Genomic DNA, 25,043 nt, shown 5'->3' on the forward strand with positions numbered 1-25,043 from the left:
TTAAGAAAGAGGATAAAAATAATTTAGCAATAATATTCATTAACGTCCCATACCCTTACTCCATTTACCATTCATACTTTCTTAATGAATGGTAAGTTTTGGTGATTGGAAATAAACAACTTTGTAGATTTTTAAAATGAACAGAGTTATTTAATGACTGCTTATTGTAAAAAATGAAAAAAGAGTGTACCATTAAATGAGAATGATAATCAATCACACTTGGTTACCGGGGAGTGGACGTAAATGGAACAGCAAGATTTATTTGATGTAACGGTTATTGGGGGAGGGCCAGCAGGCCTTTACTCCACTTTTTATAGCGGACTTAGAGAAATGAAAGTTAAACTGATTGAATACCAGCCACGGCTAGGCGGGAAAATTCATGTCTATCCTGAGAAAATGATTTGGGATGTAGGAGGGCTGAGACCCACTACTGGAGAAAAATTAATTGAGCAGCTAGTGGAGCAAGGTTTAACATTCAATCCAACAGTCGTCTTGAATGAAAAAGTGGAATCCATCACACGCAATGAAGAAGGTATCTTCGTTTTACATACGGCTTCAGGTCAAATGCACTTTTCCAAGACGATCATTGTCGCGGTTGGCGGCGGAATTCTGAATCCGCAAAAGTTGGAAATAGACGGGGCAGAAAGGTTTGAGGTCTCCAATTTAAACTATACTGTTAAGTCTTTCAATCGATTCAAGGATAAGACGGTGATCATTTCAGGCGGCGGAAATTCTGCTATAGACTGGGCAAATGAATTGGAGCCCATCGCCAAAAAGGTGTATCTGACTTACAGGAAAGATAGTTTAGCAGGTCATGAATCACAAGCAAGGCAATTGATGGAAAGCTCTGCTGTTTGTTTCTTGAATACGACGATTACAAAACTGATCGCCTGCGCTGACCATGAATCAATTGAGCATGTTGAACTGACGAATCACGCAACGGGAGAGGTTTCTTACTTGCCGATCGATGAAGTCATCATCAATCATGGGTATGAGCGTGATACATCGCTGCTTCGAAATAGTAAAGTGGATATAGCCATAGCCGACAATTATTATATTGAAGGTACTTCTGCAAGTGAATCCTCGGTGGATGGAATATACGCTGCCGGTGATATCCTTAAGCATGAAGGTAAATTGAACCTAATTGCAGGTACTTTTCAAGATGCAGCAAATGCCGTAAACAAAGCAAAGCAATATATCCAGCCTGACGCTCACGGAGTGGGGATGGTTTCTTCCCATAATGAAATCTTTAAAATGCGCAACAGGGAATTGATCAAGGAAATGATGAAACCGGCTGGGGTACTTTAAAGGGAAAATAAAAGCTCCAGGGCCTCATGGGCCCTGGAGCTTTTTAGCACTTATAGAGATTCTTTAATGACCTTCTTGTAATGGAATACGGATAGGATTCCGAAGATCGAATACAATGCCGTGTATAATGCCATAACGATGATCATAGGTGTCCAAACTTCGGTCCCGAATAAGAACCATCCTGATTGGACTGCGAAATAACTATGAAGCAGCCCGACGACTAAAGGAATGCCGAAATTGAAAACTTGTTTTGCTTGGATTCCTCTTAACAAGTCACCTCGCGTGAATCCCAGTTTCCTTAAGATGGTGTAATTGGATTTTTCACCTTCACTTTCATCCATTTGCTTGAAATACAGGATGCAACCGGATGTGATGAGGAAGGCTAATCCCAAGAAGGCGACGATGAACATGATAAGACCCATATTCTTCTTCTGGGTGTTGAACATTTCAAATTGGGAATCATTCACATGTTCTTCTTTAAAACTCATTTTATTGAATAGATCATTCGCTTTTTCAAGTTCAGCTTCATCCTTCACATCAATGCCGATATTTACAGATGATACTTTTTGGATTTTCGGGTCGACATCCTTTTTCAAACGGTCGAAAATCGTTTGGTCTACAATGGCAACGGGCAATCCGCCATTCGTGAAGTAATAGGACAGGATGCTATCATCATTCAATCCCATGTATGTTTGCGGAATCACTTCGTGTTTGCCCTTCAGTTCAATCTTTCCGGAATCCTTCAAGGACATGACCTTCTCCATCATATTACTGTATCCGCTGAAAAGGGTCTCATCTTCGGCGAGGTTGATTCCGTTAACGGATTCATCACTGATGACGGGAACGGTCATGATGTCCGGATCGAAGTTCACTCCTTCCAGGCTGGTTTCCATTATTTCCTTAACATTGACATCCACTTGAATGACATCGATCACCTTTTCGTCATAATCAATCTTACTGTCTGATAATGCTTTTTTGAATGCATCTGCATCTTCTGTATCCGTCATCGAAAAATCGGTGGGGATAGAGCTTTGTGCCATTTTCTCCGCTGAGAAGTAGGAGATATAGCTTAATGATAATAACCCAATGGCCAGAGCGGAAACGGTCGTGATGATCGTCAATAATATCGCATTCGATTTCATCCGGAACATGATGGATGAAAGGGACAATACTTCATTAATGTTCAAATAGCCATTTTTCTTTTTACGGACGATATTAAAGATGAAGCTAACGGATCCTTTATAGAATAGGTAGGTACCGATGATGACGGTTGCCAAAATGAAAATCATGGCCATTAAAAGCTCGGTCATCTCTGTAAAAGCTCCATCGAATAATTTGGATGAGACGACATAGCCTGCAATGATCAGGATGATTCCGAATATCCCGATGATCATTTCGAACATCGAAACCTTTTTCACTTTTCCTTCCGTCATTGAAGTCACTCTAAATAATGAAAGAATGGTCTGCCTTTTAATGAAGGCATAATTCATCAACATGATGAAAAGATAGATGGCGCTAAAAACGAGAATGGTCTGAACAAGCGGCTGGAAAGAAAATTTAAGGGTCGCGATCGCCTGGACACCCATTATTTTAAATAGTATCATGATGATCAATTTTGATGCGGCAAACCCAACAAAGATTCCCAGGAATACGGAACAGAAATACAGGATCAGGTTTTCCAGACTCAGGATACGGAATATCCTGTTCTTGGTCATGCCTATCAATTGGAATAAGCCAATTTCTTTACTGCGTCTTTTTATGAAAATGCTATTGGCATATAAAAGGAATATGGAAACAATCGCAACAAGCAGGATCGATGCAGCCCTGATGGAGGCGGCTCCTTTCACTGTACCCTCCGCTTCATCCAGCGCTGGGTCATATTGCAAGGTGACAAAGGCAAAGTAAAGGGAAGCGCTGAAGACCAAGGCAAATACATACAGATAATAGTTCTTCAGATTCTTCTTCAGATTTCGAAAGATGAGTTGATTAATGCTCATTTTGAACCCCTCCCAAAACACCTTGTGTTTTCATGATGTCCTTGAAGAAGGTTTGTCTGGATTGTTCACCCTTATTCAATTGTGTATATATTTGTCCATCTTTAATGAAAATGACTCGGCTGCAATAACTGGCCGCCACTGGATCATGGGTTACCATGATGATGGTCGCTTTGCGCTTTTGATTCATTTCACTCAGTTTGTTCAGTAAATCGGAAGCTGATTTGGAGTCAAGCGCCCCAGTCGGTTCATCCGCAAAAATGATGCTTGGATCATGGATGAAGGCCCGTGCTGCAGACGTGCGCTGTTTTTGACCGCCGGAAATTTCATTTGGGTATTTATCTTTCACTTCATATATGCCCAGTTCCTTCGCTACGCCATCAAACTTTTGTGCAGCTTCATTTTTAGGTGTTTTTGTAATGGATAAGGGCAGAAGGATATTTTCTTTGACAGTAAGTGTGTCCAATAAGTTATATTCCTGGAAGATGAAGCCTAGATGGTTCTTCCGAAATTCAGCCAACTGCTTCTCTTTCATCCCTGAAATCACTTTTCCATCGATCGTAATGGTGCCGTTGCTTATTTTATCGATCGAAGAAAGGACATTAAGCAAAGTCGTTTTTCCTGAACCGGATGCACCCATGATACTTACGAATTCACCTTCTTGTATGCTTATATCAAGACCCTTTAATACTTCTTGTTTATTGAATTTATTACCATAGCTTTTATGGATTTTTTTCGCTTCTAATATATTCATTTGGATACACTCCTTTTTTTCTATATCCTCATTATAAAAGGCCATGAATTTCTTTTCCTTCGTTTGGACGAACAAAGAATAAAAGCATGTGACACTTTTGTCACATGCTTGTGATATTCACGAAATCATTTCTTTTTGGGAAGGTCAAGGTAAAGGTCGTTCCGGTTCCAAGCTCTGATTTCACGTCAATGGAGATGAATAGGGACTCGGCTGCATTCTTTGTTAAATATAAACCCATGCCAGTTGCCGCAGTGTCACGATGATTTGTCGTGGAAGTGAATCCTTTATCAAATATGCGGGATAAATCCTTTGGGTCGATGCCCCGTCCAGAATCCTTCACTTCAAGAACCATTTGTCCAGCCTGTTCATGGTTATATATCGCGATATCTGAGTTTTCACTGTATTTAATGGAGTTGGTCAGGAGCTGCCTCATGATGAAGGCCAGCCATTTGGCATCAGTAAGCACTTCGGTTACATCCAATTGTATGTCGAAGCCGATCCCTTTTTGAATGCACCATGATTGCAGCGTTTTAATCTCATCAAAGATTATTGTTTCCAAATCGGTTTTCTCTATATACAAATCATTTTCGATGAAAGGCATGCGCCCTTGATGGAGCTGCTGATCAAGAAGTAGGTGAATGCGGAGCCACTCATAAGTCAAATGCGACTTCAGCAATTCATCATCCAAGCGGTCAATCATTAAATGCATCGCCGTCAATGGTGTCTTCACTTCATGAATCCAAGCTAATAATTCATCCTTCTCCTGCTCTAAAGTCATTTGACCAATTGATGCCGATTGCTTCAATATTTCGGTTTGGTTAATGATGCTGTTTTCTATGATTTTTTCGAAAGGACTTTCTGGATCGGCTATATTCGTAATATCCAGGTTGTCTTCCCGCGCTTCTAAACTTTTATAAAAATATGTTTCTTTTTTATAGCGGAATATCAAAAATATAATGAATATGAGCAATGATAAAAAAACAATATACAGTATGGGCTTTAACGGGATCGCCGTATCAAGATAAGCGACAAAGATAATGAATAGATGAAGAAGTATGTAGAATATGATCCAGCTGAACCTTTCCACGAGAAATTTTCTGATCATGCATTTGCCTCTTCTACGGCGATATAGCCCTGTCCAACCTTCGTTTCGATGAGATGCCCTAAACCCAGTTCATCCAATCTCTTTCGTAAACGGTTCACATTCACTGTAAGGGTGTTATCGCTTATGAAACGTTTGTCATCCCATAAGCTGTTGATCAATTCTTCACGGCTTACGATCTTGTTTTTCTGTTCAATGAGTTTTTTTAAGATGAAAATTTCATTTTTCGTCAATTCGATTGTGCCAGTCTCGGCCGACACCGTGTTCTTCTCGTAATCCACAGTTGCGCCGCACCAGGTTTTCAATTCGACCTTTTCGGTATTGTAATTATAGACACGGCGTAGGGTGGCCTGTATCTTTGCGATGAGTACATCAAAATGAAAAGGCTTCTGGATAAAATCATCAGCTCCAAGCTGCATGGACATCACCATGTCGGTAGGATGATCACGGGAAGATAAAAAGATGATGGGAACATTGGAATGGGACCGGATCATTCTGCACCAATGAAACCCATCAAACTTCGGTAACTGTATATCAATGATGACCAAATCAGGTTTTATTTCCGTGAATTCCTGAACCACTTTACTAAAATCGCCGATTCCGTAAATATCATAAGACCATTGCGCCAATCTATCTTTAATTTCATTGAATAACGTCGTATCATCCTCTATCAATAGTAGTTTAAACAAAAGGGTTCACCGCACTTTCCAGCTTTTTCTTAAAAGTATATAGTAAAAACTCTATAGGTTCTAGAGGAGGGGAGGAACAGGAGCTGTAATAGCCTGCCGGTTGTGTGTAAACCATTATTATATTAGAATTGACAATAACGAATGAAGGAAGTGAATTTATGTCTGATTTTCCTAATTGCCCTGCATGTGATTCAGAATATACATACGAAGACGGAAGTCTTTTTGTTTGCCCGGAATGCGCCCATGAGTGGGCGGTGGAAGCGGAAACGGAAAATGGTGATCAAAAGAAGACTATCAAGGATGCTAATGGAAATGCCTTGAACGATGGTGATACCGTTACGGTAATCAAGGACCTTAAAGTGAAAGGGAGCTCATCCGTCTTAAAAATGGGCACTAAAGTCAAAAGCATCCGTCTAGTTGATGGAGATCATGATATTGATTGCAAGATTGATGGTTTTGGTGCAATGAAATTAAAATCCAAATTTGTTAAAAAGATATAATTATAAAAAACGGCCTAATCCATTGATTAGGCCGTTCTTTTTTACGTTAATGATTCCTTCTTAATAAACTTTGTCACCGTTAAAGATTGAGTTCTTAACGACCACATAGTCCACATTCCGGATGGCTTCCAACTTGGTTCCGCCGGCATATGAAATGGAAGACTGAAGATCTTGTTCCATTTCCTTCAACGTATCTTCCAAAGATCCTTTGTGCTCGACATACATCTTTTTACCTTCAACGTTTTTCTTTTCACCTTTTTGGAATTCAGAAGCTGAACCAAAGTATTCTTTAAAGGCCTTTCCATCTTTCTCGATCGTTTGACCTGGAGATTCTTCATGTCCAGCAAATAGTGAACCGATCATGACCATGGACGCTCCAAATCTAACTGATTTAGCAATATCACCATTCGTGCGAATGCCGCCGTCAGCTATGATTGGCTTGCTTGCCGCTTTTGCACACCAGCGAAGTGCAGCTAGCTGCCAGCCGCCCGTTCCAAATCCAGTCTTGATTTTAGTGATGCAAACTTTCCCTGGCCCGATGCCAACCTTTGTAGCATCCGCACCGGCATGTTCCAATTCCCGTACCGCTTCAGGAGTTCCCACATTTCCTGCAATGACAAAACTTTCAGGTAAATGTTTTTTAATATGCTGTATCATCTTTATCACGGCATTGGAATGGCCGTGTGCAATATCTATAGTAATGTATTCAGGCACAATGTTGTCAGCCGATAATTGTTCAATGAATCCGTATTCTTCTTCTTTAACGCCGACACTGATGGAAGCGATCAACTCTCGTGAATGCATATCTTTAATGAAAGTCAGTCGTTTTTCTGGCTCAAAACGATGCATTACATAAAAGTAACCGTTTTCAGCTAAGTAAATGGCAATCTTTTCATCAATGATCGTTTGCATATTGGCAGGTACTACAGGTAACTTGAATGTATGTTTACCCAAAGTAACGGATGTATCACACTCAGAACGACTATTTACTACACATTTTGCAGGAATTAATTGAATATCTTCATAATCAAACACGTTTTCCATGTTATGCACCTCTATATACGAATATTTTTATATTTATTTATTAAAATTGTTCGCCCAATAGGTAATGTACATCATTTTTGACAGTAAGTCAAAATTTTTAATGGTTTTATTTTGATTTTATTTCAGCTTGATGGAAATCCGTTACAGGGCAGGAAGCTGAAAAAGGCGAACGAACATGATACTTTGGAACGTGATACTTTGGAACGTTGATTTCCTCTTCAGGCACTCGCTTTCCGCGGGCGGTCCGGGAGCCCTCTCCGCGGGCGGTCCGGGAGCCCTCCTCGGCGCTTTTGCGCCTGTGGGGTCTCCCTTGGATTCGCTTTTCTAAGCAGGAGTCTCGCGCCTTCCGTTCCAATCAATACTCGCTTTTCTTTGAGTTTGTCGACCTAATGGGAATGATCTCAATCCGCACCTTGGTTAAGACTAGGTTATCCTTCATGTTTTTTTACAGTAATCCTTAATGGATTGAAGAAATTGGCGACACTCCTGCCGAATAACTGGCTAGCCGAGACACCATAGGGCTTGCGGCAGACAGTCGGCGGAAAGGGAACGGATTTCTGAAATCAACTCGAATGTTTTTATTTGTCTACTGCATTAAATACTTAAGTATTTTCACCAATCTGTATGACTTTTACACCTTTACGTTTTTTTACATCTTCTTAACGGGACCGACATGGCACTAAGTTAAAATGATAATGGGTAACGAATAAGAATGGGGGGATTGGCATGAAGGTTGAATTACATTGTCATACGAACATTTCAGATGGTTCCAGTTCTTTTGAAGAACTATTGGAGGCCGCAAAAAGGGAGAGTATTGGCCATTTAGCGATTACGAATCACGATACAACGATGAGATTGCAAGAGATGGTGGAACGGGGAAAGGAAATAGGAATTGAAATCATCCCTGGAATAGAAGTTTCTGGTTATGACTTTGCAAGAGGAAGGCGTGTACATATTTTGGGCTATTTTGTTGAGCCTGGTCATAAGGCGCTTGAGGAGCTATGTAGTCCACTGATTCGTAAGAGGAATGCAGCTTCTGAAAAAATGGTGGAACGGCTGATTCATGCAGGATATCGAATAACTTGGGATCAGGTTTCTAAATTCAGGGGAGGAACCGGTGTTTATAAACAGCATATTATGCTGGCGCTGCGGGAATCGGGGTATACGGATTCTATCTATGGAGATTTGTATAAGAAGATCTTCAGTCGCGGCCAAAATGGAGATGAGCCAGGCATTGCCTTCATTCCTATGGAGTATGTGGATGCCATCCTTGCTGTGAAGGCGATTCGTGCTGCCGGAGGCGTTCCGGTCCTTGCTCATCCTGGACAATACGGGAGCTTCGAAATTATTCCTGATCTTGTAGAAGCAGGGCTTGAAGGGATTGAAGTTCTTCATCCGCATCATGGTCATGAAGAAGAGGAAAGAGCGATTTCATATGCAGATCAATATAATCTCATTAAGACGGGAGGTTCGGATTTTCATGGGGATTATGGGGAGAATCCGATTCGGCTTGGCAGCATGAGCCCTGGAAAGGAATGTGTGGATGCTTTGAAATTAAGGAAAAAAAGCATGTCCATTAGTGATGTGGTATTGAAAAATATCGATCTATGAAACCAGGAGTTTTGCTGTGAAAGCGACCTGATCATATGCTGGATGAGCAAGTTAATGACTGAACGATGCTGGATGTCGTATTGAAAAGATCCATAAAATAAGTATTCCCTTTCGTTCTGGTAATTGACCAGGACTTTTTTTTTACAAGAATATCATGGTAGCTTCATATTTTCTCATTACACTGACATTAACAAGGAAAAATAGGTATTGGACAGATCTAATATTTAAAGGGGGATTCTGTTGGCGGAAAAAAACTTTTTAGTGGATCATTTAATATCTGAAATTAAGAGTGGGACCTTTCAATTGGATAAAAAGTTACCTTCAGAGCATATACTCGCTGATCAATTTAATGTTCCAAGAATGGTTGTCAGGAAGGCATACGAGCAGCTTCAAGATTTAGGCTTTATCTATTCAAAGCAAGGTAAGGGAAGTTATGTCCAGGAAAGCAAGAAGCAAATTCCGTTAATTCTATCCGGAGATGTCAGTTTCACCGAGAAAATGAAAGAATTCCAGTTTTCCTTTCAAACGAGTACTATTTTTTGCGAAGAAATTTCTTATGATCAGAAGATTTTTCAAAGCCTCGAGGCGGAAAGGGATGAAAAGGTCTTTAAAATTGGCAGGCTTAGATTAATGGACGATTTCCCGATTGCTCTTCATACATCTTTTGTAGCAAAATCAACATTTCCTGAAATTGAAAAGGACGGTCCTGATATTACCTCTATGTTTCAATACTATAGGCAGCATGGTTTTGTGGAATTCGGATCCAGCAGCAGTACACTGAACGTGATTTTTCCTACTCTTTTCGAACGGGATATTTTGCAGTGCTCAAGTTTAATTCCACTTTTGCAAGTGGAATCGTTATGCCGGGATAAGCGGAGCAATCAAGTCCTTGAGCACACGGTCATAATCTATCGAAGCGATTGTTTCACATATGTTATATAAAAACTTCCATTCCAGGTATCGCTCGAATTCACAAGTAAATGCTCTGAATTCACGAGTAAAAGTACGAAACTCACGAGTAAATGCTTCGAATTCACGAGTAAAAGTACGAAACTCACGAGTAAAGCTCGAATTCACGAGTAATGGCACGAAATTTTGAATGGTGTAGGTCAGGCTTTAACAAATTTCATACAAGATTTACTCTTTCTTAACGTACGTTCACTTGGCAACAAGATACATTGAAGATGTAGCGGGAAACTAAAACATTGGAGGCCAATGGAATGAGAAGAAGGGAAAGAACCGAGATTTTGATTCAAGGCTCTGAGGACATTGCGAAGGAATTTGCCAAGGAAATAGCAATGAAATATAAAGTTACCGTCATTCAAAAGCCAGAGAGTGCCCTTGTGTTGCTAAAGACAAGGGAAACGGCAAAAAAGAGCTTGTTTTATCTTGGGGAGATGCTGGTGACTGAATGCACGGTCCAAATTCAGGATTCAATCGGGATTGGCATCGTTAAGGGACATCGGGAAGAGCTGGCACATCGTTTAGCTATCATTGATGCTGCTTATCAGGCTGATCTTGGCGAAACGAGATCATGGTCACATGTTTTGGAAAATGAGAAGGAGAATATACAGAAAAATCTTCAAGAGCTGAATCGATCAATCTTAAGAACCAAGGTAAACTTTGAAACAATGGATGTTCAATAAGGGGGGAAAGTAATGAATGTGGATGTAGTTCATGATATACAAACTGTTTATAGAAAGCTTGTAACGGCGACTTCAAGACCTGGAACTTTAGTGGTTTTGGAGAGGGAAGCCAAGACTTTGGATGTTCAAATGGAATGCCTACCTTCTACTATCCTGCTTGCACGAACGGTACTTGACCCTGAAGTGACTTTTAAGGTCATTGCAAAGGAGGGGGAGGCGGTGTCAAGAATGATCAATCAGCTTACTTATTCAAAGCCTGTCGATTTGCCGGAAGCGGATTTTATCTTTATTTTACATGATGCCTCCGAGGAGCAAAGGAAGGAAGCTATAAATAAAGCAAAGGTAGGGAATCTGTTTAACCCCCATGAATCGGCAATGATCATTCTAGAAGTGCCGGATGTAACAAAAGGGGACGCAATGATTCTTTCTGGACCGGGAATTCAAGAGGAATCATTCATAAGCCTCCCGAATGTCTCTGCCTGGCTTGGTGTAAGGAACGAAAAAAACATAGAATTCCCTTTAGGAATCGATATGTATTTTGTGGATCAACAAGATCGTTTAATAGCTTTACCGAGAACGACTCAAATCAAAGAAAATGGGGGTGAGATTATATGGGATATGTTGCAGTAAAGGGAGGAACAAAGGCGATTGAGGAATCCATCAAACGCTTAAAGTATGAACGGGTCAAAAAAGGGACGGCTATAGAGCTGCATAAGATAGAAGCTGGGATGAGAGGGTTGATTGATCAGGTTATGTCAGAAAGCAGTTTGTATGATCAATCACTGGCTGCACTTGCCATTAAACAGGCTGAAGGAAATCCGGAAGAAGCTGTTTTCCTTTTGAGAGCCTATCGATCCACTTTGCCGCGAAAACATGTTTCACGTGTGATCAGTTCTGAAAATATGAAAGCGGAACGGCGGATTTCAGCTAGTTTTAAGGATGTACCTGGCGGACAGATTTTAGGTGCCACGACCGATTATACACATCGGTTACTAGATTCGGAGCTGGAAAATGAATCGGATATAAGCATTCAAGATTGGTTACGGGCTTTTGAAGAAGAAAATCATTCAACAGAATATCAGAACCATATGGCTGATTTAAACTCTCTGCCTAAAGTTTTGGACTACTTAAGAAGTGAAGGCTTATTAGCAAGCTGTGAAAACAATGATTTGCAGCCTGGGGATGTTACAAGGAAAAGTCTGGAGTTTCCTTCAATGCGGAGTGAACGCCTGCAAATTTTAACAAGAGGCCAAACCGGTGCAGTGACATCACTTGCTTATGCAGTCATTCGTGGATATGGTGCACTGCACCAGACAGTAGGGGAGCTGCGGGTAGGTCAGCTGCCCGTCCATCTCGATCACCCGCTGCTGGACGAAGGGGAAGATAGCTATTATATTGGGGACTTTACAGCAACGGAGGTAGAGATGCTCATTCCGCTTACGGTAGAGAAAAAACAAGGAAAAAAAGAAATAGAGTTTGAAGTTGGCTATGGCATGTGCATGGGACAAAATGAAACAAAAGCTATCGCAATGGGCATCCTGGATAATTGCCTGGAAAAACCCAACAAGGAGTTTCCGAGCCACAACGAGGAATTCGTCCTTTATCATATAGATTCAGTGGAATCAACGGGTTTCATCTCCCATTTGAAGATGCCTCATTATGTTACGTTCCAATCCAAGCTTGATAGCATCCGGAAGTCAAAAGATAAGACCACAGAGCAGGAGGTTGGATGGCATGAATAAAACCTATAATTTTGCATTCTTTGATGAAGGGTCGAAACGGGAGATTAGAAGGGCAACACTGAAGGCGATTGCCATTCCCGGTTATCAAGTCCCGTTCGCTTCAAGGGAAATGCCGATTGGGCGTGGTTGGGGCACGGGCGGCCTGCAGTTGACATTGTCATTGATCGGAAAGAATGACGTCCTTAAGGTGATCGACCAAGGCTCGGATGAATCCGTTAATGCCGTTAACATAAAAAAACTCGTATCTGACACCACTGGGGTAAGGACAACGGATAGCACAAAAGATGCCACTTTAATCCAGTCTAGGCACAGGGTGCCGGAAGTGCCGTTGCAACGTGACCAGATTTTAATTCTTCAAGTTCCATTACCGGAACCCTTAAGGAATTTCGAGCCGAGCGAACATGAAACGAAAAAGCTTCATGCTGAGAAAGAGTATAGCGGTGCATGGCTTATGTTATTTGAACAAATCATGAAGTACGGAATAATGGCGACGGATGCAGACCATCCAGTGATGGTCCACGACAGGTATGTAATGGCACCAAGTCCAATACCAAGATTCGATAATGCCAAGCTGGACGAAAGTGAAGCGCTCATTTTGTTAGGTGCAGGCAGGGAGAAAAAGGTATATGCAGTACCTCCTTATACAAATGTATCATCTTTGGCATTTGATGATTACGAATTTGAAATCGAGTCCTTTACAAATCATGCATGCATTATCTGCGGGTCCAATGATGTGTTTTTGGATGAACTTGTTGATGAGGAATCAGGGGAAACGTATTTCCTATGCAATGATACAAGCAATTGCCTTGAAATGGTCAATCAAAAACAATCATTGGGAGTGAATTAAATGTCTGTGCTAGAGGTACCCGTATTATCGGTTAAACAAATGAACAAACAGTACGGTAACGGATGTTCAATTTGTAAACATATGAAATTAGGAAAAGTGGCGAAAAACTATTGTCACGAATGCGGGACGGTATATGCCTGTAGAGATGTGACGTTTGATTTGTATCACGGTGAAGTTCTCGGAATTGTAGGGGAAAGCGGCAGCGGTAAATCCACTTTAATGAAAAGTTTATATTTTGACGAAGAAGTAACAGATGGAGAAATGTATGTGGCTGGCTTTGAGGATGGAAAAAAGAATTTATTCATGGAGTCTGCCCAGAAAAAAAGATTCGTTCGAAACCACCTGATGGGGAAGGTTTATCAAAACCCGATTCTAGGGTTGAAAATGGATTTCTCCTCGATAGGCAATATTGCTGAGAAGTTAATTTCAGCTGGGAACAGACATGTTGGCAACATGGAAACAAGAGGCGCCGAGCTCCTTGAAGCAGTCAATATTCCCATTCATCGAATGAAAGAAGAACCAAGGAATTTCTCAGGCGGAATGCAGCAACGGGTCCAGATAGCAAAGGCATTGTCCAACAATCCCCCCATACTGCTTTTGGATGAGGTCACCACGGGTTTGGATTTATCAGTTCAAGCAAGTGTATTGGATCTAATTAAAGGTCTCCAAAGAGATTTGAATATCAGCATTGTATTGGTATCCCATGATTTGGGCGTAATCCGAATGCTTGCAGACCGTACGCTCGTCATGCTGGAGGGTAAAGTAATCGAGCAAGGTTTAACAGATCAAATACTCGAAGATCCACAGCATCCTTATACCCAACAATTAGTACACTCACTGCTGTAAAAGAAACTAAAGGAAAATGGGGGAAGAGATATTGTTGCTGATTAAAAATGGAAAAATAATAACGGAAGACTCGATCCTGATGGACCATGATCTCTTAATTAAGGATGATAGAATTTGCCGGATTGCACCTGTGGGAGAAATCGAAACGAGCCCTGAGATGGAGGTGCTGGACGCTTTGGGTGGATATGTTTCACCTGGTTTCATTGATCTCCATTCGGATTATATTGAACATATGACTGCGCCGCGCCCGACTTCTTTGATGAATTTTCATTTGAGCTTAAGAGAAACGGAAAAGGAACTGATTACGCACGGGATCACGACCATGTTTCACTCTCTATCACTCTATAAATCCACTGAATACGCATATAAGCCAATTCGGGAGCCTGAGAATGTAAGGAAGCTGATCGACTTAATTGATCAAACACATAAGATGAAGCACCTGGTCCGTCATCGGTTTCATGCCCGGTATGAAATCGATAATTTGGAGGATATTGATCGTTTAAAAGAATATGTTTCCGAAAAGAAAGTGCATCTGGTCTCATTCATGGATCACACTCCAGGACAAGGTCAGTATCGGCATCTAGAGATATATCGAAACACTTTAAGGGGGTATAACAATTATAGTGATGAAGCCATTGATGTAATGATCCGGACTCATCAAGTGAAAGAAAAGCTGACGATTGAAAGAATGAAGGAAATTGCACTTCTAGCAAGGGAAAATAATATTGCCGTTGCCTCACATGATGATGATTCAATAGAGAAGCTTGAATTGGTTCACAGCTTCGGAACGAGTATAAGTGAATTTCCAATCACACTTGAGATTGCCCGTAAGGCCCATGATATGGGGATGTATACCATAGCTGGTGCACCAAATGTGCTTTTGGGAGGTTCTCACAGCGGGAACTTAAGTGCCTCTGAAGCCATACAGGATGGAAGCATAGACATATTATGCAGTGATTATTACCCTGCGGCCCTGCTGCATTCCATGTTTGAATTGGTCGAAAAACATGGGATGGATCTTGTCGATATGTTTAAGCTAGTTACGATTAATCCCGCAAAGGCAGTCAAGATGGAGGACGAAATTGGATCGATTCACGAAGGGAAAAAGGCTGACATACTTATTATTGAAAAAATTTCGGGTGATTTCCCTGTCATAACAACTGTGATTGTAGACGGAAAATTGATTCAAAAAACGAATTACAGGATCTAAATTTTAGAAAGCGGGTGGGAAAGTGGAGAACATATTGGAGATCAATGATTTATCCAAGTCTTTTATTTTACATAATCAACGCAAGAATATCCATGCGGTCAGCAACATTACGATCACAGTGAAAAAAGGCGAATTCATTGGCATTACAGGTAAGAGCGGCAGCGGAAAATCATCGATCCTAAAATCGATTTATGGTACCTATCGGGTTCAAGAAGGAGACATCTGGTATGAATCTTCCCACTATGGTGCGATTAATCTGGCAAAAGCTAATGCAAGGGAAATGATATACCTGCGTAAGCATGAGATAGGCTATGTATCCCAATTTTTAAATGTCATGCCAAGAACTACAGCAAGGCAGCTCGTTACCGGTGCCATCCTTGAAATGGGACAGACCAGGGAAATGGCCAATTTCGAAACGGAAAAAATCCTCGACCACTTTGAAATAGGAAAAGAGCTATGGGACAGTTACCCTGCTACTTTTTCAGGAGGGGAGAAGCTAAGGTTAAATATAGCAAGAGCAATGGTGAAAAGGCCGCGGCTCCTCCTGCTGGATGAACCGACTGCAAGTTTGGATCACGACTCTAAAGTGAAGGTGAAAACCCTGCTGGAACAGCTAATGATCGAAGGAACGACAATGCTGGGCATTTTTCATGACTTGGAGTTCATGAATCGGTTAGTAAATAAAGAATATAGCATACAGAATGGATGTTTTACTCAAGCTATTCAAAAAATTTAACGACGAATTCACATAAATTTTACTGAATATTCAGCCTCCTTAACGGCAGGTTAGTATTGTAGCGGTATTGTTATATGGGAAGTGACTGAAATAAGAAAAGATCTTTTAAATAGGAGGGAAGATTTAACGTGAAAAAATCGATGATGTCCATATTGATGTTAGTTATTTTGCTGGTGTTCACAGGCTGTTCTTCCACTAGTTCAACAGGTGCAAATGAAGATGATACATTAACCGTAGCATGGCTGCCAAATGAATCCGGGGAAGATTTAGGGGAAGCCCGCGATGAAATCGGGAGGATCTTGGAGGATGCAACAGGAATGAAAGTCGAACATAAGACCACTACGGATTATAACATTGCAATAGAGGCAATTGCTAATGGAAACGCGGATTTAGCATTCCTGGGAGCGCAAGGATATATTGAAGCAAACAACAAAAACGATAGTGTTCAGCCTCTAGTTGTTCCAAGCGGTGAATCAGGTACGTTGGATGATGCAGTCTATAATAGCTGGTTGGCCGTTCAAAATGCTGATGACTATAAAATTAACGGCGAATACAAGATAGATGGTATCCAAGGGAAAAAGTTCTCTTTTGTATCAAATAGCTCAACATCTGGCTTCAAAGTTCCTTCCACAGGAATCGTTGATTATTTTTCGAAGCAAGATAAGTTTAAGGAATTAAAGGCCGAGGATTTATTGGAAGGCGGGAAAGATAAATTCTTCAGTGAAGTGCTTTATGGCGGTTCACACCAAGGATCGGCTGTAAATCTTTTGACCGGGAAAGCGGAAGTGGCGGCTTTTTGTGACACATGTGTCAATAATTATGTGGAGCTGGCTGATGGGGAAGAGAATAAAGCAGGTGCCGTGTATAAGGTAAAGAAGGATGCAGCTGAACCCTTCAACACAGTTGTAGATAAGACATTCTCACTCATTTCAGTGACTCCTGTTCTGAATGCACCTTTCGTTGTCAACACCGAATTAGTCAGTGAGGAAACACGTGAAAAAATTCTTGAAACGTTGATGTCCGATGAAATGGCAAATAACAAGAAAGTTTTTGTACCGGAAGATTCTAAGTTATCAGGTCTATTTAAACGGGTGAGCGGAAAAGAAAGATTGGTAGAAGTTGAGGATGACTGGTTCAATCCAATCCGGGAATTATCTAAATAAAGGCAGTAAAATGCAGGAGGATCATACATGAAAACATTATTGGAAGTGAAAAATGTCTCAAAACATTTTGGAAATGGTACAAAGGCGTTATCCAATATTGACTTCACTGTGAAAGAAGGAGAGTTCGTTTCTATTATAGGGCCATCTGGAGCAGGGAAATCAACTCTCCTTCGATGCATCAATAGGATGATCGATGCTTCTAGCGGAGAAATCATTTTTGATAATGATCATGTATACAAGGTGAATAAAAGGGAGTTAAAGAAAGTACGCAGGAAAATAGGGATGGTTTTTCAACATTACAATCTTGTAAATAGACTAAGTGTGATTGAAAATACCCTGCATGGACGATTAGGCTATAAATCTACACTGGCTGGAATCCTTGGCCTTTATAGTGAAGAGGAGAAACTTCAGGCTGCTAAAGTTCTCCAAATCCTCGGTCTGGAAGATATGATTTATAAAAGATCCGATCAGTTGAGCGGAGGCCAGAAACAACGGGTTGGTATTGCACGGGCGCTTATCCAAAATCCTAAATTGCTATTATGCGATGAACCGATTGCCTCCCTTGACCCGAATTCTTCCAAAGTGATCATGGATCATTTAAGGAATATCTGCACCTCCATGGGAATCACAGTCGTAGTCAACCTGCATCAAGTCGATGTTGCCCTGAAATATTCGGATCGAATCATCGGTGTGAACGGCGGGAAGATTGTTTTCAATGGCACAACTCAAAATATTACCTCAAATGATATCCATCAGATTTATGGATCAGATGAAGGAAAATTGATTTTTGATTTGGGAGGTTCCCATGTCGGCTGATGTTTTTGCAAAAAAGAGAAGAAATTCACTTGTATTGTTTTTGCTTATTGGGGCTGCGACGGCTGTTTCCATTATCATTACAGAATTCAGCATCGCAAAAGGGGTTACTTCGGTTCCTAAGGCCATACAATGGTCGTTATCAAATTTTTATCCAACAAAGGATTCCCTTACCAAACTCCCGGACATTTTGATAAAGCTGAAAGAAACGCTTTTAATATCCGTTGCTGCAACTACATTCGCGGGAATATTGGCCTTTGTATTTGCGATATTGGGTTCCAATACGACAAGGGTGAATGCTTTTTTCGGAGGGTTTAGCCGCGGGGTAGCAGTTTTATTTAGAAATATTGATGTCTCAATATGGGCGTTAGTTCTGTTATTTTCATTTGGACAAAGTTCCTTGACCGGTTATTTTGCCTTGTTTTTCGGATCTTTCGGGTTTTTAACAAGAGCTTTCATTGAAACGATCGATGAAGTGAGCTGCAGTTCCGTAGAAGCTTTGCAGACAACCGGCGCAAGTTATCTAACCGTCATTTCGCAGTCTGTTATTCCTTCAACAATTCCGCAAATGATCAGCTGGGTACTTTTTATGATTGAAACGAATATCAGGAATGCAACATTGGTCGGACTGCTTACAGGATCGGGTATTGGTTTTACGTTTAATCTATATTATAAAAACCTGAGTTATGACATTGCCAGTCTTGTCGTCATTACGATCATCATTTCGATATTATGTATTGAATTGATCTCAAATTATGTGAGGAGGGTGATTTTATAATGCAGGCAGAGGGTCCAATCAAACCATTTCCTTCTCCTGCTGGTCAGGATTTAGATAAAATGCTACTTGAACGACTATCCAAAAAGCCCTTCTCGAAATCTTCGATCGCCATTAGGTTGAGTGTGCTGGTACTAGCAGTTTTGACCATATACGCTTTTGCCAGTTTTGATTATAAGGATGTTAAACTATGGGACGCGCTAGTATTGACCGTCGATAATTTGAAGACCATGTTTTTTGAGCCGCATTTGAAGCACTTTACCTTCACTCAAGCGCTTTATCAGGTGTCGATTACTTTGGGTTTAGCTTTCTTAACGACAATATTTGGTGCAATCATTGCCCTGATGTTGGGACTATTAGCGGCTGGAAATATCTCGTCCAAGCCATTATCGATTGTCATAAAGGGATCGGTCGCCCTTATTAGAGCCGTACCTACCGTATTATGGGTCCTCATTTTTGCAGTCGCAGCAGGGTTGGGCAGTGTAGCGGCAGTTATAGGGATGACGTTTCACTCCATAAGTTACCTTGTTAAGGCCTACTCGGAATCCTTCGAGGAAATTGATAAAGGTGCTATTGAAGCCCTGCAAGCAAGCGGAGCGAATTGGTGGCAAATCGTGTTCCAAGTCATCATTCCATCTTCGATCACTTATATCATTTCATGGACTTTCATGCGCTTTGAAATCAATTTTGCAGTGGCGGTCGCAATGGGCGCAGCGGCAGGCGCAGGAGGAATCGGCTTCGATATGTTCATGGCAAGTGGATTTTACTTTGACTTGAGTGAAATTGGAGCAATCACTTATTTTATCCTGATAATTGCAATCTGTCTTGAAATCTTCGCAACACAAATCAAAAGGAAACTTAAAGTTTCATCTTGATGCTAGAATTGGGAAATATGGGTACTGCCCATCTACCAATTTGGTGCAGTCCCGACAGTCCGTTCGTTTCATAGAATGCATGAAAGAAGACCACAAAATGAAGTGGTCTCTTTGTTTGGAAATCGAATTAAATGTTGTCAATGTCATGAAACGCTTATATAAGGGCGGACTTTATTTCTTGTATCTGTTTGATATGCCTTTGTTCATGTAAGGATAATAATTCAATCCATTGATCCAATGAGAGGTCCCCGAACAAGGGATGCTTGGCTTTCTTTCTATTTAACAAGATATCTGAATCCATATCATAAAGAACCTGTAATAATCGATCCCTTGATTCTCCCAGCAAATCCATAAGGCTTGATAATTGAAATGGGGTTGAAGAGGGAGAAACGATGTCAGGGGATACGAATTTCTTTTTTCTATTAGTAACCAGGTAAATGTTTTTTTGAATGATATTATTAAAATCCCTTTCCCGAATGCCATTTGCTATAGCTTCTGTAAAAACCTGTTCCGTAAGATGTAAATGATGGCAAATTTGGGCGATACCCCATACTTCAGGTGCTGGCTTATGCTGGAGGATTTTTTCATCCAACTCCGTAATTTCCTCTATTAACTGTTTTCTTGATTCGAATAGCAAATCATACTCGATATAATTCATGAGAACTCCCCTTTTGTGACACCCCCATATGAAAGCATCACCGAATTTTTGATATAGGAAAAAACAAAGGGATATCTGACTGCATAAAGAATGCAAAAAAACTAAGGTGATACGATATGGAATTTATTAAAACACAATGATTTCAAAAGGATCATGATTTTAATTCAATGATGGAATATGAATGTGATTGCAGGGGTGTGATACTATACTATGCATTTAAGGAAGGTTTCTATTTGGGAAAAATCGTAAAGGATATGTCGCATTGTACAAAAAAAGCATGTTTCAAGTGTAAGACATTGGTTCAAAGATTGGCTTTTATGTTATCTTGAGGAAGAGATGTAGAGCTGAAGTCAGGTCTGTACTTCCAGGGACTACATTTTTTCTGGAGCTTTGATACCCTATCATGCCTATGCAAAAAAGTTAAGGTTATGCCTACTTAGAATGTTTCGCTTCATTTACAAGAATGCGACGTCTAGGGCTTCCTCTGATGAACAGGAAAATGTAAGTTGGCATTCAAAGGGAAAAGAAACTAAAAGAAGTTGGACATTGGAATTGATTATATCTGAATTATAGCACAGTTAATATTTTCCTAGAAATGATTATATGAAAAAAGACGGAAGGTTTACACATCGTCTTTTTCCTTTTTATATTTGATAGACTATCAAGAGAAAAGTTGCTAACGCAATGGGGAGCTTATAAACTGAAGATAGACAAAATGAACAAGGGTGGTGAATCCCAATGGCTAAAACAATAGTAGAAAAACTGAATTTACATAAATATGAACGGGTTGCAGTCTTGAACCTGCCAGCCGGGGCGGATTATTTAGCGGAGCTGCCGGGTTACGATACAGAGCTTAATGAAAGTGCCTATGATCTTATATTTGCTTTTGTTTTGGATATGGATTCTTTAAAAGGAATTGTGGATAAGGTGATCGAGAAAAATCACTTGAATAAAAATGGCTATATTTATTTGGCGTATCCCAAGAAGGGGAATAAAGAATATGCTACATATATTCATCGTGATGATCTGATGCAAGGCATTGGTGCGGATGATGACGGTTATGTTGGCTCAAGTGACCTGAAGTTTGCACGTATGGTTGGGTTGGATGATGTCTTTACGGTAGTTGGACTAAAAGAAGATTCGAAAAATAGAAACCGTCCATCTACTAAAGCAAGCCAATCAGTAGATGATTATATCGAAATGATTTCTGAAATTGAGAAAGATTTGCAGGATTCTCCTGATTTGCTTTCGTTCTATCAAGCACTTACCCCAGGGTATCGCAAGGATTGGGCTCGTTACGTGTATAGTGCAAAACAAGAGGCGACCCAAGTGAAACGGCGCCAGGAAATGAAAACGATTTTAGGAGAAGGCTACAAAAGCAGGGATCTATATCGAAGAAATAAATGAGGGTGGGGGATGTCTTCCATTCTCTTTTTTTCATGTTCTGTTCATCCTATCAAAAGCATATACTAGACCGAATCAAAACTTAAATCGTAATAATTATGATTTGTGAGGTGGTAGAATATGCTTTTGAAACGATACACGGGAAATTTGCTGTTAGTGATTCTGCTGTTTTTGATGCTGGCATTCTTTTTCCTAGGCGATGTATTCATTCCCAAAGCGGTTGATTTCTCGGGCTACCCGATGCTTCACTCTGTGTTCGTCGTGTTTTTGGGATTGTTTTTAGAATCGATCCCTTTCCTGTTCTTAGGGGCCATTGCCTCATCGTTCATCCAGTTGTTCATCAGTGAAGAAATCATTCAGCGGATGATACCAAAAAGCCCCCTGACGGCCATTTTTGCTGCGATAGGGGCGGCTCTGATCATTCCGGTTTGCGAATGTGCAATCATCCCGGTCGTCCGGAAATTGATTCAAAAGGGTGTCCCGGTCCATGCAGGTGTTGTCTTGCTCGTAACTGCCCCAATATTGAATGTCATCGTGTTCGGCTCAACTTATTATGCGTTCCAAAATAATCCGGCCATTCTATATGGAAGAATCATTCTTTGTGTCCTGACGGCCATAATCGCAGGTTTATTCATTCATATATTCAGCACGAAAGATGTGGTGAAAGAGGATAAAATGGAACTGGTTCACGGGCATGAACATGATATTCAATCCAGTAAATGGACAAGCTTCATGGAACATACTTCACAGGAGTTTTTTATGGTCGGCAGATACTTTATCATCGGGGCCTTGTTTGCCAGTGTATTTCAAGTGTTTATGGATCGGTCCGTAATGGCGGATATTGGTCAGGCACCAATAAAAGGCACGGCATTGATGATGGGAATTGCATTTGTGCTTTCACTCTGTTCATCAGCTGATGCATTCGTTGCCGCCTCCTTTTCCCATAGTTTTCTGCCAGGATCTTTACTCGGTTTCCTTGTATTCGGTCCCATGCTGGATTTGAAAAATGTCCTGATCATGATGTCCTGTTTTAAACGGAGTTTCGTCGTCACGTATGTCCTGCTTGTTTTCGCAGTCGTCTTCAGCCTCTGCCTGATTGCAGGCGGATTGATCAGTAAGGGGGGCTTCTGATGAAACGTTTATTTATCCAAAGACTTGAAGGATTGCTGCTGCTTGGACTGGGCCTCATGATCTTTAAATTGTATGTTTCAGGATATTTAACGAAATTGATTGCACCCAAAATGATTCCATATGCATTGGCGGCGCTTTTTGCCTTTTTAGTGATCAGCCTTCTCAGAATGAAAAAACAAAAGGAAGGTGGACATCATTGTGATTGTGGATTGAATGGAGAGTCTTCCTCGTCCGCACTGGTCCTGAAATATAGTTTGTTCTTCATTCCGATTCTTCTGGGCTTCATCTTGACCGATTTTACATTAAGCGGGGAAGTGCTGGCGAAAAGGGGGCTGGCGAAGCAGCAGACACAGATGGTAAGTGCATATGATTCAGGGAAACATGCGAATGGCGAGAAAATCTCCGTAACCGATGATAATTATTTTGAAGTACTGGATGATTTACTGAACAACCTCGATACGATCGAGGGGAAGGAAATTGAGATTTCGGGGTTCATATACCGTGAGGATGAATTTACGAAAAAGCAAATGGCCATCTCCCGCCTCTCCATGTCCTGCTGTGTGGTCGATGCGACGTTATACGGATATATGGTCAACGGGAAAGTGGAAGGAATGAAGACGAATGATTGGTATACGATTACAGGGACATTAAAAAAAGGAAACTATAAAGGGGAACCCGTACCGGTGATCGATTTAAAAGAGTCGAAGAAAATAAAGGCACCCGAAGAAGCTTATTTATATGAAAATGTACAAATCATTCAGTAAAATTGGAAAACCCGGCAAAAGGCCGGAAAATCGTGCGCTGCGGTCGAAAAAAACGGAAACGGCGCCATTTGTTCAGGAGCCCGTAACATAGTATAATGGCCTTACCATGGATAGGGTGTAAGGGGGGATAATCATGTCTTCAGGTAATCGAAACAATCAAATCGGACCGCCGCGTTTCGCTATTGCCATTCACTCTCTGGTTTGGCTCGCACAAAGCGAAAAGCTCCTGACAAGTTCGGCAATCGCCTTAAAGGTGAAGTCACACGCCACTTTTTTAAGAAGGGTGATGGCCCAGCTTGCAGCTGCGGGGATCGTCGAAACAAAGGAAGGACGGGAAGGCGGATATAGCTTGAAGGTGCCTGCGTCTCAGCTTACTTTGGCGGATGTGTATCAAGCGGTAAGGCCGGAATGCCTTGTTTGTTTGGAAACGAGCGAATGCGGTGAAGTCGGGAAGCAGCTGGATACGGCATTGGAGGAGATCATGAACGAAGCCGAAAAGGAAACATTGCGCCTGCTAAAGGGCTATACATTGGAAGAATTCATGAAAAAAGTCGACTTCACCAATTTTGAAAATGAGTGTCTGGGGTAATATCCTTGCAAGAGGATACCCAGGATTATATAATGTGCTTAATGCGATTGCATTTAAAATGAGGAGGTTTTTACATGAAGGTGGAAATTTGGTCGGATTATCAATGTCCGTTCTGTTATATAGGAAAGCGTCGATTCGAAGAGGCGTTAAAGCAGTTTGAAAATAAAGATCAGGTAGAGGTCTCATTTCGCAGTTTTGAGTTAAATCCAGAGGCTGAGCGGGATATCAATATGACTCAAAATGAAATGCTGGCTAAGAAATACGGCATGTCTCAAGCGCAGGTGGAAGCAAGCAGCCAAAACCTGACTCAACAGGCTAAAGAATTGGGACTCGATTATCATTTGGACAAAGTGGTCTTAACGAATTCATTCGATGCTCACCGCTTGATGCACTTTGCTGAATCAAAAGGTAAAGAGAAAGAAATGAATGAACGACTATTTAAAGCTTACTTTACGGAAGGCAAACATATTGGCGATCACGCTACATTGGCTAGTTTGGCTGAAGAGGTTGGCCTTGAAAAGTCCGAGACGGAGGCCATGCTGGCAGGAACGGCATTCACTGCAGAGGTTAGGGGAAATGAGCAAGAAGGAAGCCTGCTTGGTATTACAGGTGTGCCATTCTTCGTCATTAACCGCAAGTATGGAATCTCCGGCGCCCAGCCAACAGAAGCATTCCTGGATACGCTTAAAAAAGTATGGGCTGAGGAAAATCCGCTTACAATCGTGAATGATCCAGCAACAGGCGACACCTGTACGGACGGTTCCTGTAACGTGCCGGAAAAATAATGCAGATATGAAGAAGGAGACCCGAAACTGGGTCTCCTTTTTGTGCGCCCGGCATGG

The 25,043-nt window shown here is 41.2% G+C and carries 26 protein-coding genes; 20 read left to right on the plus strand and 6 right to left on the minus strand.

Annotated features, from left to right (window positions below; all coding sequences use genetic code 11):
• The first annotated feature begins 243 nt into the window (after positions 1–243).
• Entirely contained in the window at positions 244–1,308 is a 1,065-nt protein-coding gene (locus J7J00_RS15050; protein WP_214791787.1) for an NAD(P)/FAD-dependent oxidoreductase, read from the plus strand.
• A gap of 50 nt (positions 1,309–1,358) precedes the next feature.
• Here J7J00_RS15050 and J7J00_RS15055 read toward each other — a convergent pair whose 3' ends face one another.
• The 4 genes from J7J00_RS15055 to J7J00_RS15070 all read right to left on the minus strand — a co-directional run bounded on the left by J7J00_RS15055 (position 1,359) and on the right by J7J00_RS15070 (position 5,847).
• Positions 1,359–3,305, minus strand: coding sequence for an ABC transporter permease (locus J7J00_RS15055; protein WP_214791789.1), 1,947 nt, complete (start codon positions 3,303–3,305; stop codon positions 1,359–1,361).
• The gene (locus J7J00_RS15060) at positions 3,295–4,056 is read right to left on the minus strand and encodes an ABC transporter ATP-binding protein (protein WP_214791791.1); all 762 of its coding nucleotides are present in this window, start codon (positions 4,054–4,056) and stop codon (positions 3,295–3,297) included. The genes J7J00_RS15055 and J7J00_RS15060 overlap by 11 nt, the downstream gene beginning before the upstream one ends.
• Positions 4,057–4,156: 100 nt before the next feature.
• Positions 4,157–5,161: a sensor histidine kinase gene (locus J7J00_RS15065; protein WP_214791793.1), complete on the minus strand. Its 1,005-nt coding sequence runs from the start codon at positions 5,159–5,161 to the stop codon at positions 4,157–4,159.
• Entirely contained in the window at positions 5,158–5,847 is a 690-nt protein-coding gene (locus tag J7J00_RS15070; protein WP_214791795.1) for a response regulator transcription factor, read from the minus strand. The genes J7J00_RS15065 and J7J00_RS15070 overlap by 4 nt, the downstream gene beginning before the upstream one ends.
• A gap of 158 nt (positions 5,848–6,005) precedes the next feature.
• On the opposite strand from J7J00_RS15070, the gene J7J00_RS15075 reads away from it, so the two are divergent.
• Positions 6,006–6,347, plus strand: a complete 342-nt coding sequence (locus tag J7J00_RS15075; protein ID WP_214791797.1) for a zinc ribbon domain-containing protein YjdM — start codon at positions 6,006–6,008, stop codon at positions 6,345–6,347.
• Positions 6,348–6,407: 60 nt separating this feature from the next.
• Here the strand turns inward: J7J00_RS15075 and guaC are convergent, their stop codons facing one another.
• On the minus strand, positions 6,408–7,391 hold the full coding sequence (gene guaC / locus J7J00_RS15080; RefSeq protein ID WP_192206137.1) for a GMP reductase: 984 nt from the start codon (positions 7,389–7,391) through the stop codon (positions 6,408–6,410).
• A gap of 726 nt (positions 7,392–8,117) precedes the next feature.
• Here guaC and J7J00_RS15085 point away from each other — a divergent pair.
• The 13 genes from J7J00_RS15085 (at position 8,118) to J7J00_RS15145 (ending at position 19,655) form a co-directional block, all read left to right on the plus strand.
• On the plus strand, positions 8,118–9,002 hold the full coding sequence (locus tag J7J00_RS15085) for a PHP domain-containing protein (protein ID WP_214791799.1): 885 nt from the start codon (positions 8,118–8,120) through the stop codon (positions 9,000–9,002).
• Between the two features lie 240 nt (positions 9,003–9,242).
• Entirely contained in the window at positions 9,243–9,944 is a 702-nt protein-coding gene (locus J7J00_RS15090) for a GntR family transcriptional regulator (protein WP_214791801.1), read from the plus strand.
• A gap of 278 nt (positions 9,945–10,222) precedes the next feature.
• Positions 10,223–10,648, plus strand: a complete 426-nt coding sequence (gene phnG, locus J7J00_RS15095; RefSeq protein ID WP_141993965.1) for a phosphonate C-P lyase system protein PhnG — start codon at positions 10,223–10,225, stop codon at positions 10,646–10,648.
• Between the two features lie 12 nt (positions 10,649–10,660).
• Positions 10,661–11,278: a phosphonate C-P lyase system protein PhnH gene (phnH, locus tag J7J00_RS15100; RefSeq protein WP_214791803.1), complete on the plus strand. Its 618-nt coding sequence runs from the start codon at positions 10,661–10,663 to the stop codon at positions 11,276–11,278.
• The gene (locus J7J00_RS15105) at positions 11,260–12,390 is read left to right on the plus strand and encodes a carbon-phosphorus lyase complex subunit PhnI (protein ID WP_214791805.1); all 1,131 of its coding nucleotides are present in this window, start codon (positions 11,260–11,262) and stop codon (positions 12,388–12,390) included. The genes phnH and J7J00_RS15105 overlap by 19 nt, the downstream gene beginning before the upstream one ends.
• Entirely contained in the window at positions 12,383–13,237 is an 855-nt protein-coding gene (locus J7J00_RS15110) for an alpha-D-ribose 1-methylphosphonate 5-phosphate C-P-lyase PhnJ (protein WP_214791807.1), read from the plus strand. Before J7J00_RS15105 ends, J7J00_RS15110 begins: the two co-directional genes overlap by 8 nt.
• A complete protein-coding gene (locus J7J00_RS15115) occupies positions 13,238–14,083 on the plus strand; it encodes an ATP-binding cassette domain-containing protein (RefSeq protein ID WP_214791810.1) in 846 nt (281 codons plus the stop codon).
• Positions 14,084–14,114: 31 nt separating this feature from the next.
• Positions 14,115–15,293, plus strand: coding sequence for a phosphonate metabolism protein PhnM (gene phnM, locus J7J00_RS15120; RefSeq protein ID WP_214791812.1), 1,179 nt, complete (start codon positions 14,115–14,117; stop codon positions 15,291–15,293).
• A gap of 22 nt (positions 15,294–15,315) precedes the next feature.
• A complete protein-coding gene (locus J7J00_RS15125; RefSeq protein ID WP_214791813.1) occupies positions 15,316–16,029 on the plus strand; it encodes a phosphonate C-P lyase system protein PhnL in 714 nt (237 codons plus the stop codon).
• Between the two features lie 128 nt (positions 16,030–16,157).
• Positions 16,158–17,192: a phosphate/phosphite/phosphonate ABC transporter substrate-binding protein gene (gene phnD, locus J7J00_RS15130; protein ID WP_214791814.1), complete on the plus strand. Its 1,035-nt coding sequence runs from the start codon at positions 16,158–16,160 to the stop codon at positions 17,190–17,192.
• Positions 17,193–17,219: 27 nt separating this feature from the next.
• Positions 17,220–18,008: a phosphonate ABC transporter ATP-binding protein gene (phnC, locus tag J7J00_RS15135; RefSeq protein ID WP_214791815.1), complete on the plus strand. Its 789-nt coding sequence runs from the start codon at positions 17,220–17,222 to the stop codon at positions 18,006–18,008.
• Entirely contained in the window at positions 17,998–18,783 is a 786-nt protein-coding gene (locus J7J00_RS15140; RefSeq protein ID WP_098369896.1) for a PhnE/PtxC family ABC transporter permease, read from the plus strand. Before phnC ends, J7J00_RS15140 begins: the two co-directional genes overlap by 11 nt.
• A gap of 59 nt (positions 18,784–18,842) precedes the next feature.
• A complete protein-coding gene (locus tag J7J00_RS15145) occupies positions 18,843–19,655 on the plus strand; it encodes a PhnE/PtxC family ABC transporter permease (protein WP_286201376.1) in 813 nt (270 codons plus the stop codon).
• Positions 19,656–19,809: 154 nt separating this feature from the next.
• Here the strand turns inward: J7J00_RS15145 and J7J00_RS15150 are convergent, their stop codons facing one another.
• Entirely contained in the window at positions 19,810–20,313 is a 504-nt protein-coding gene (locus tag J7J00_RS15150; RefSeq protein ID WP_214791819.1) for a DinB family protein, read from the minus strand.
• 738 nt (positions 20,314–21,051) lie between these two features.
• Here J7J00_RS15150 and J7J00_RS15155 point away from each other — a divergent pair.
• From J7J00_RS15155 to J7J00_RS15175, 5 genes are all read left to right on the plus strand, one after another.
• Positions 21,052–21,720 (plus strand): YdeI/OmpD-associated family protein, encoded by a 669-nt coding sequence (locus tag J7J00_RS15155; RefSeq protein ID WP_214791821.1) that lies wholly within the window; start codon positions 21,052–21,054, stop codon positions 21,718–21,720.
• A 117-nt stretch (positions 21,721–21,837) separates the two neighbouring features.
• Positions 21,838–22,848 carry a permease gene (locus J7J00_RS15160; RefSeq protein ID WP_214791823.1) on the plus strand — a complete coding sequence of 337 codons (1,011 nt, stop codon included), beginning with the start codon at positions 21,838–21,840 and terminating at the stop codon, positions 22,846–22,848.
• Positions 22,848–23,612, plus strand: a complete 765-nt coding sequence (locus tag J7J00_RS15165) for a TIGR03943 family putative permease subunit (RefSeq protein ID WP_214791825.1) — start codon at positions 22,848–22,850, stop codon at positions 23,610–23,612. Before J7J00_RS15160 ends, J7J00_RS15165 begins: the two co-directional genes overlap by 1 nt.
• Positions 23,613–23,745: 133 nt before the next feature.
• Positions 23,746–24,201: an RrF2 family transcriptional regulator gene (locus tag J7J00_RS15170; protein WP_098369901.1), complete on the plus strand. Its 456-nt coding sequence runs from the start codon at positions 23,746–23,748 to the stop codon at positions 24,199–24,201.
• Positions 24,202–24,275: 74 nt separating this feature from the next.
• A complete protein-coding gene (locus J7J00_RS15175) occupies positions 24,276–24,986 on the plus strand; it encodes a DsbA family oxidoreductase (RefSeq protein ID WP_214791827.1) in 711 nt (236 codons plus the stop codon).
• The last annotated feature ends 57 nt before the right edge of the window (positions 24,987–25,043 follow it).

It is taken from the genome of Bacillus sp. ISL-4 (assembly GCF_018613275.1).
In the GTDB taxonomy this organism is placed as follows: Bacteria; Bacillota; Bacilli; order Bacillales; family DSM-1321; genus Peribacillus; species Peribacillus simplex_E.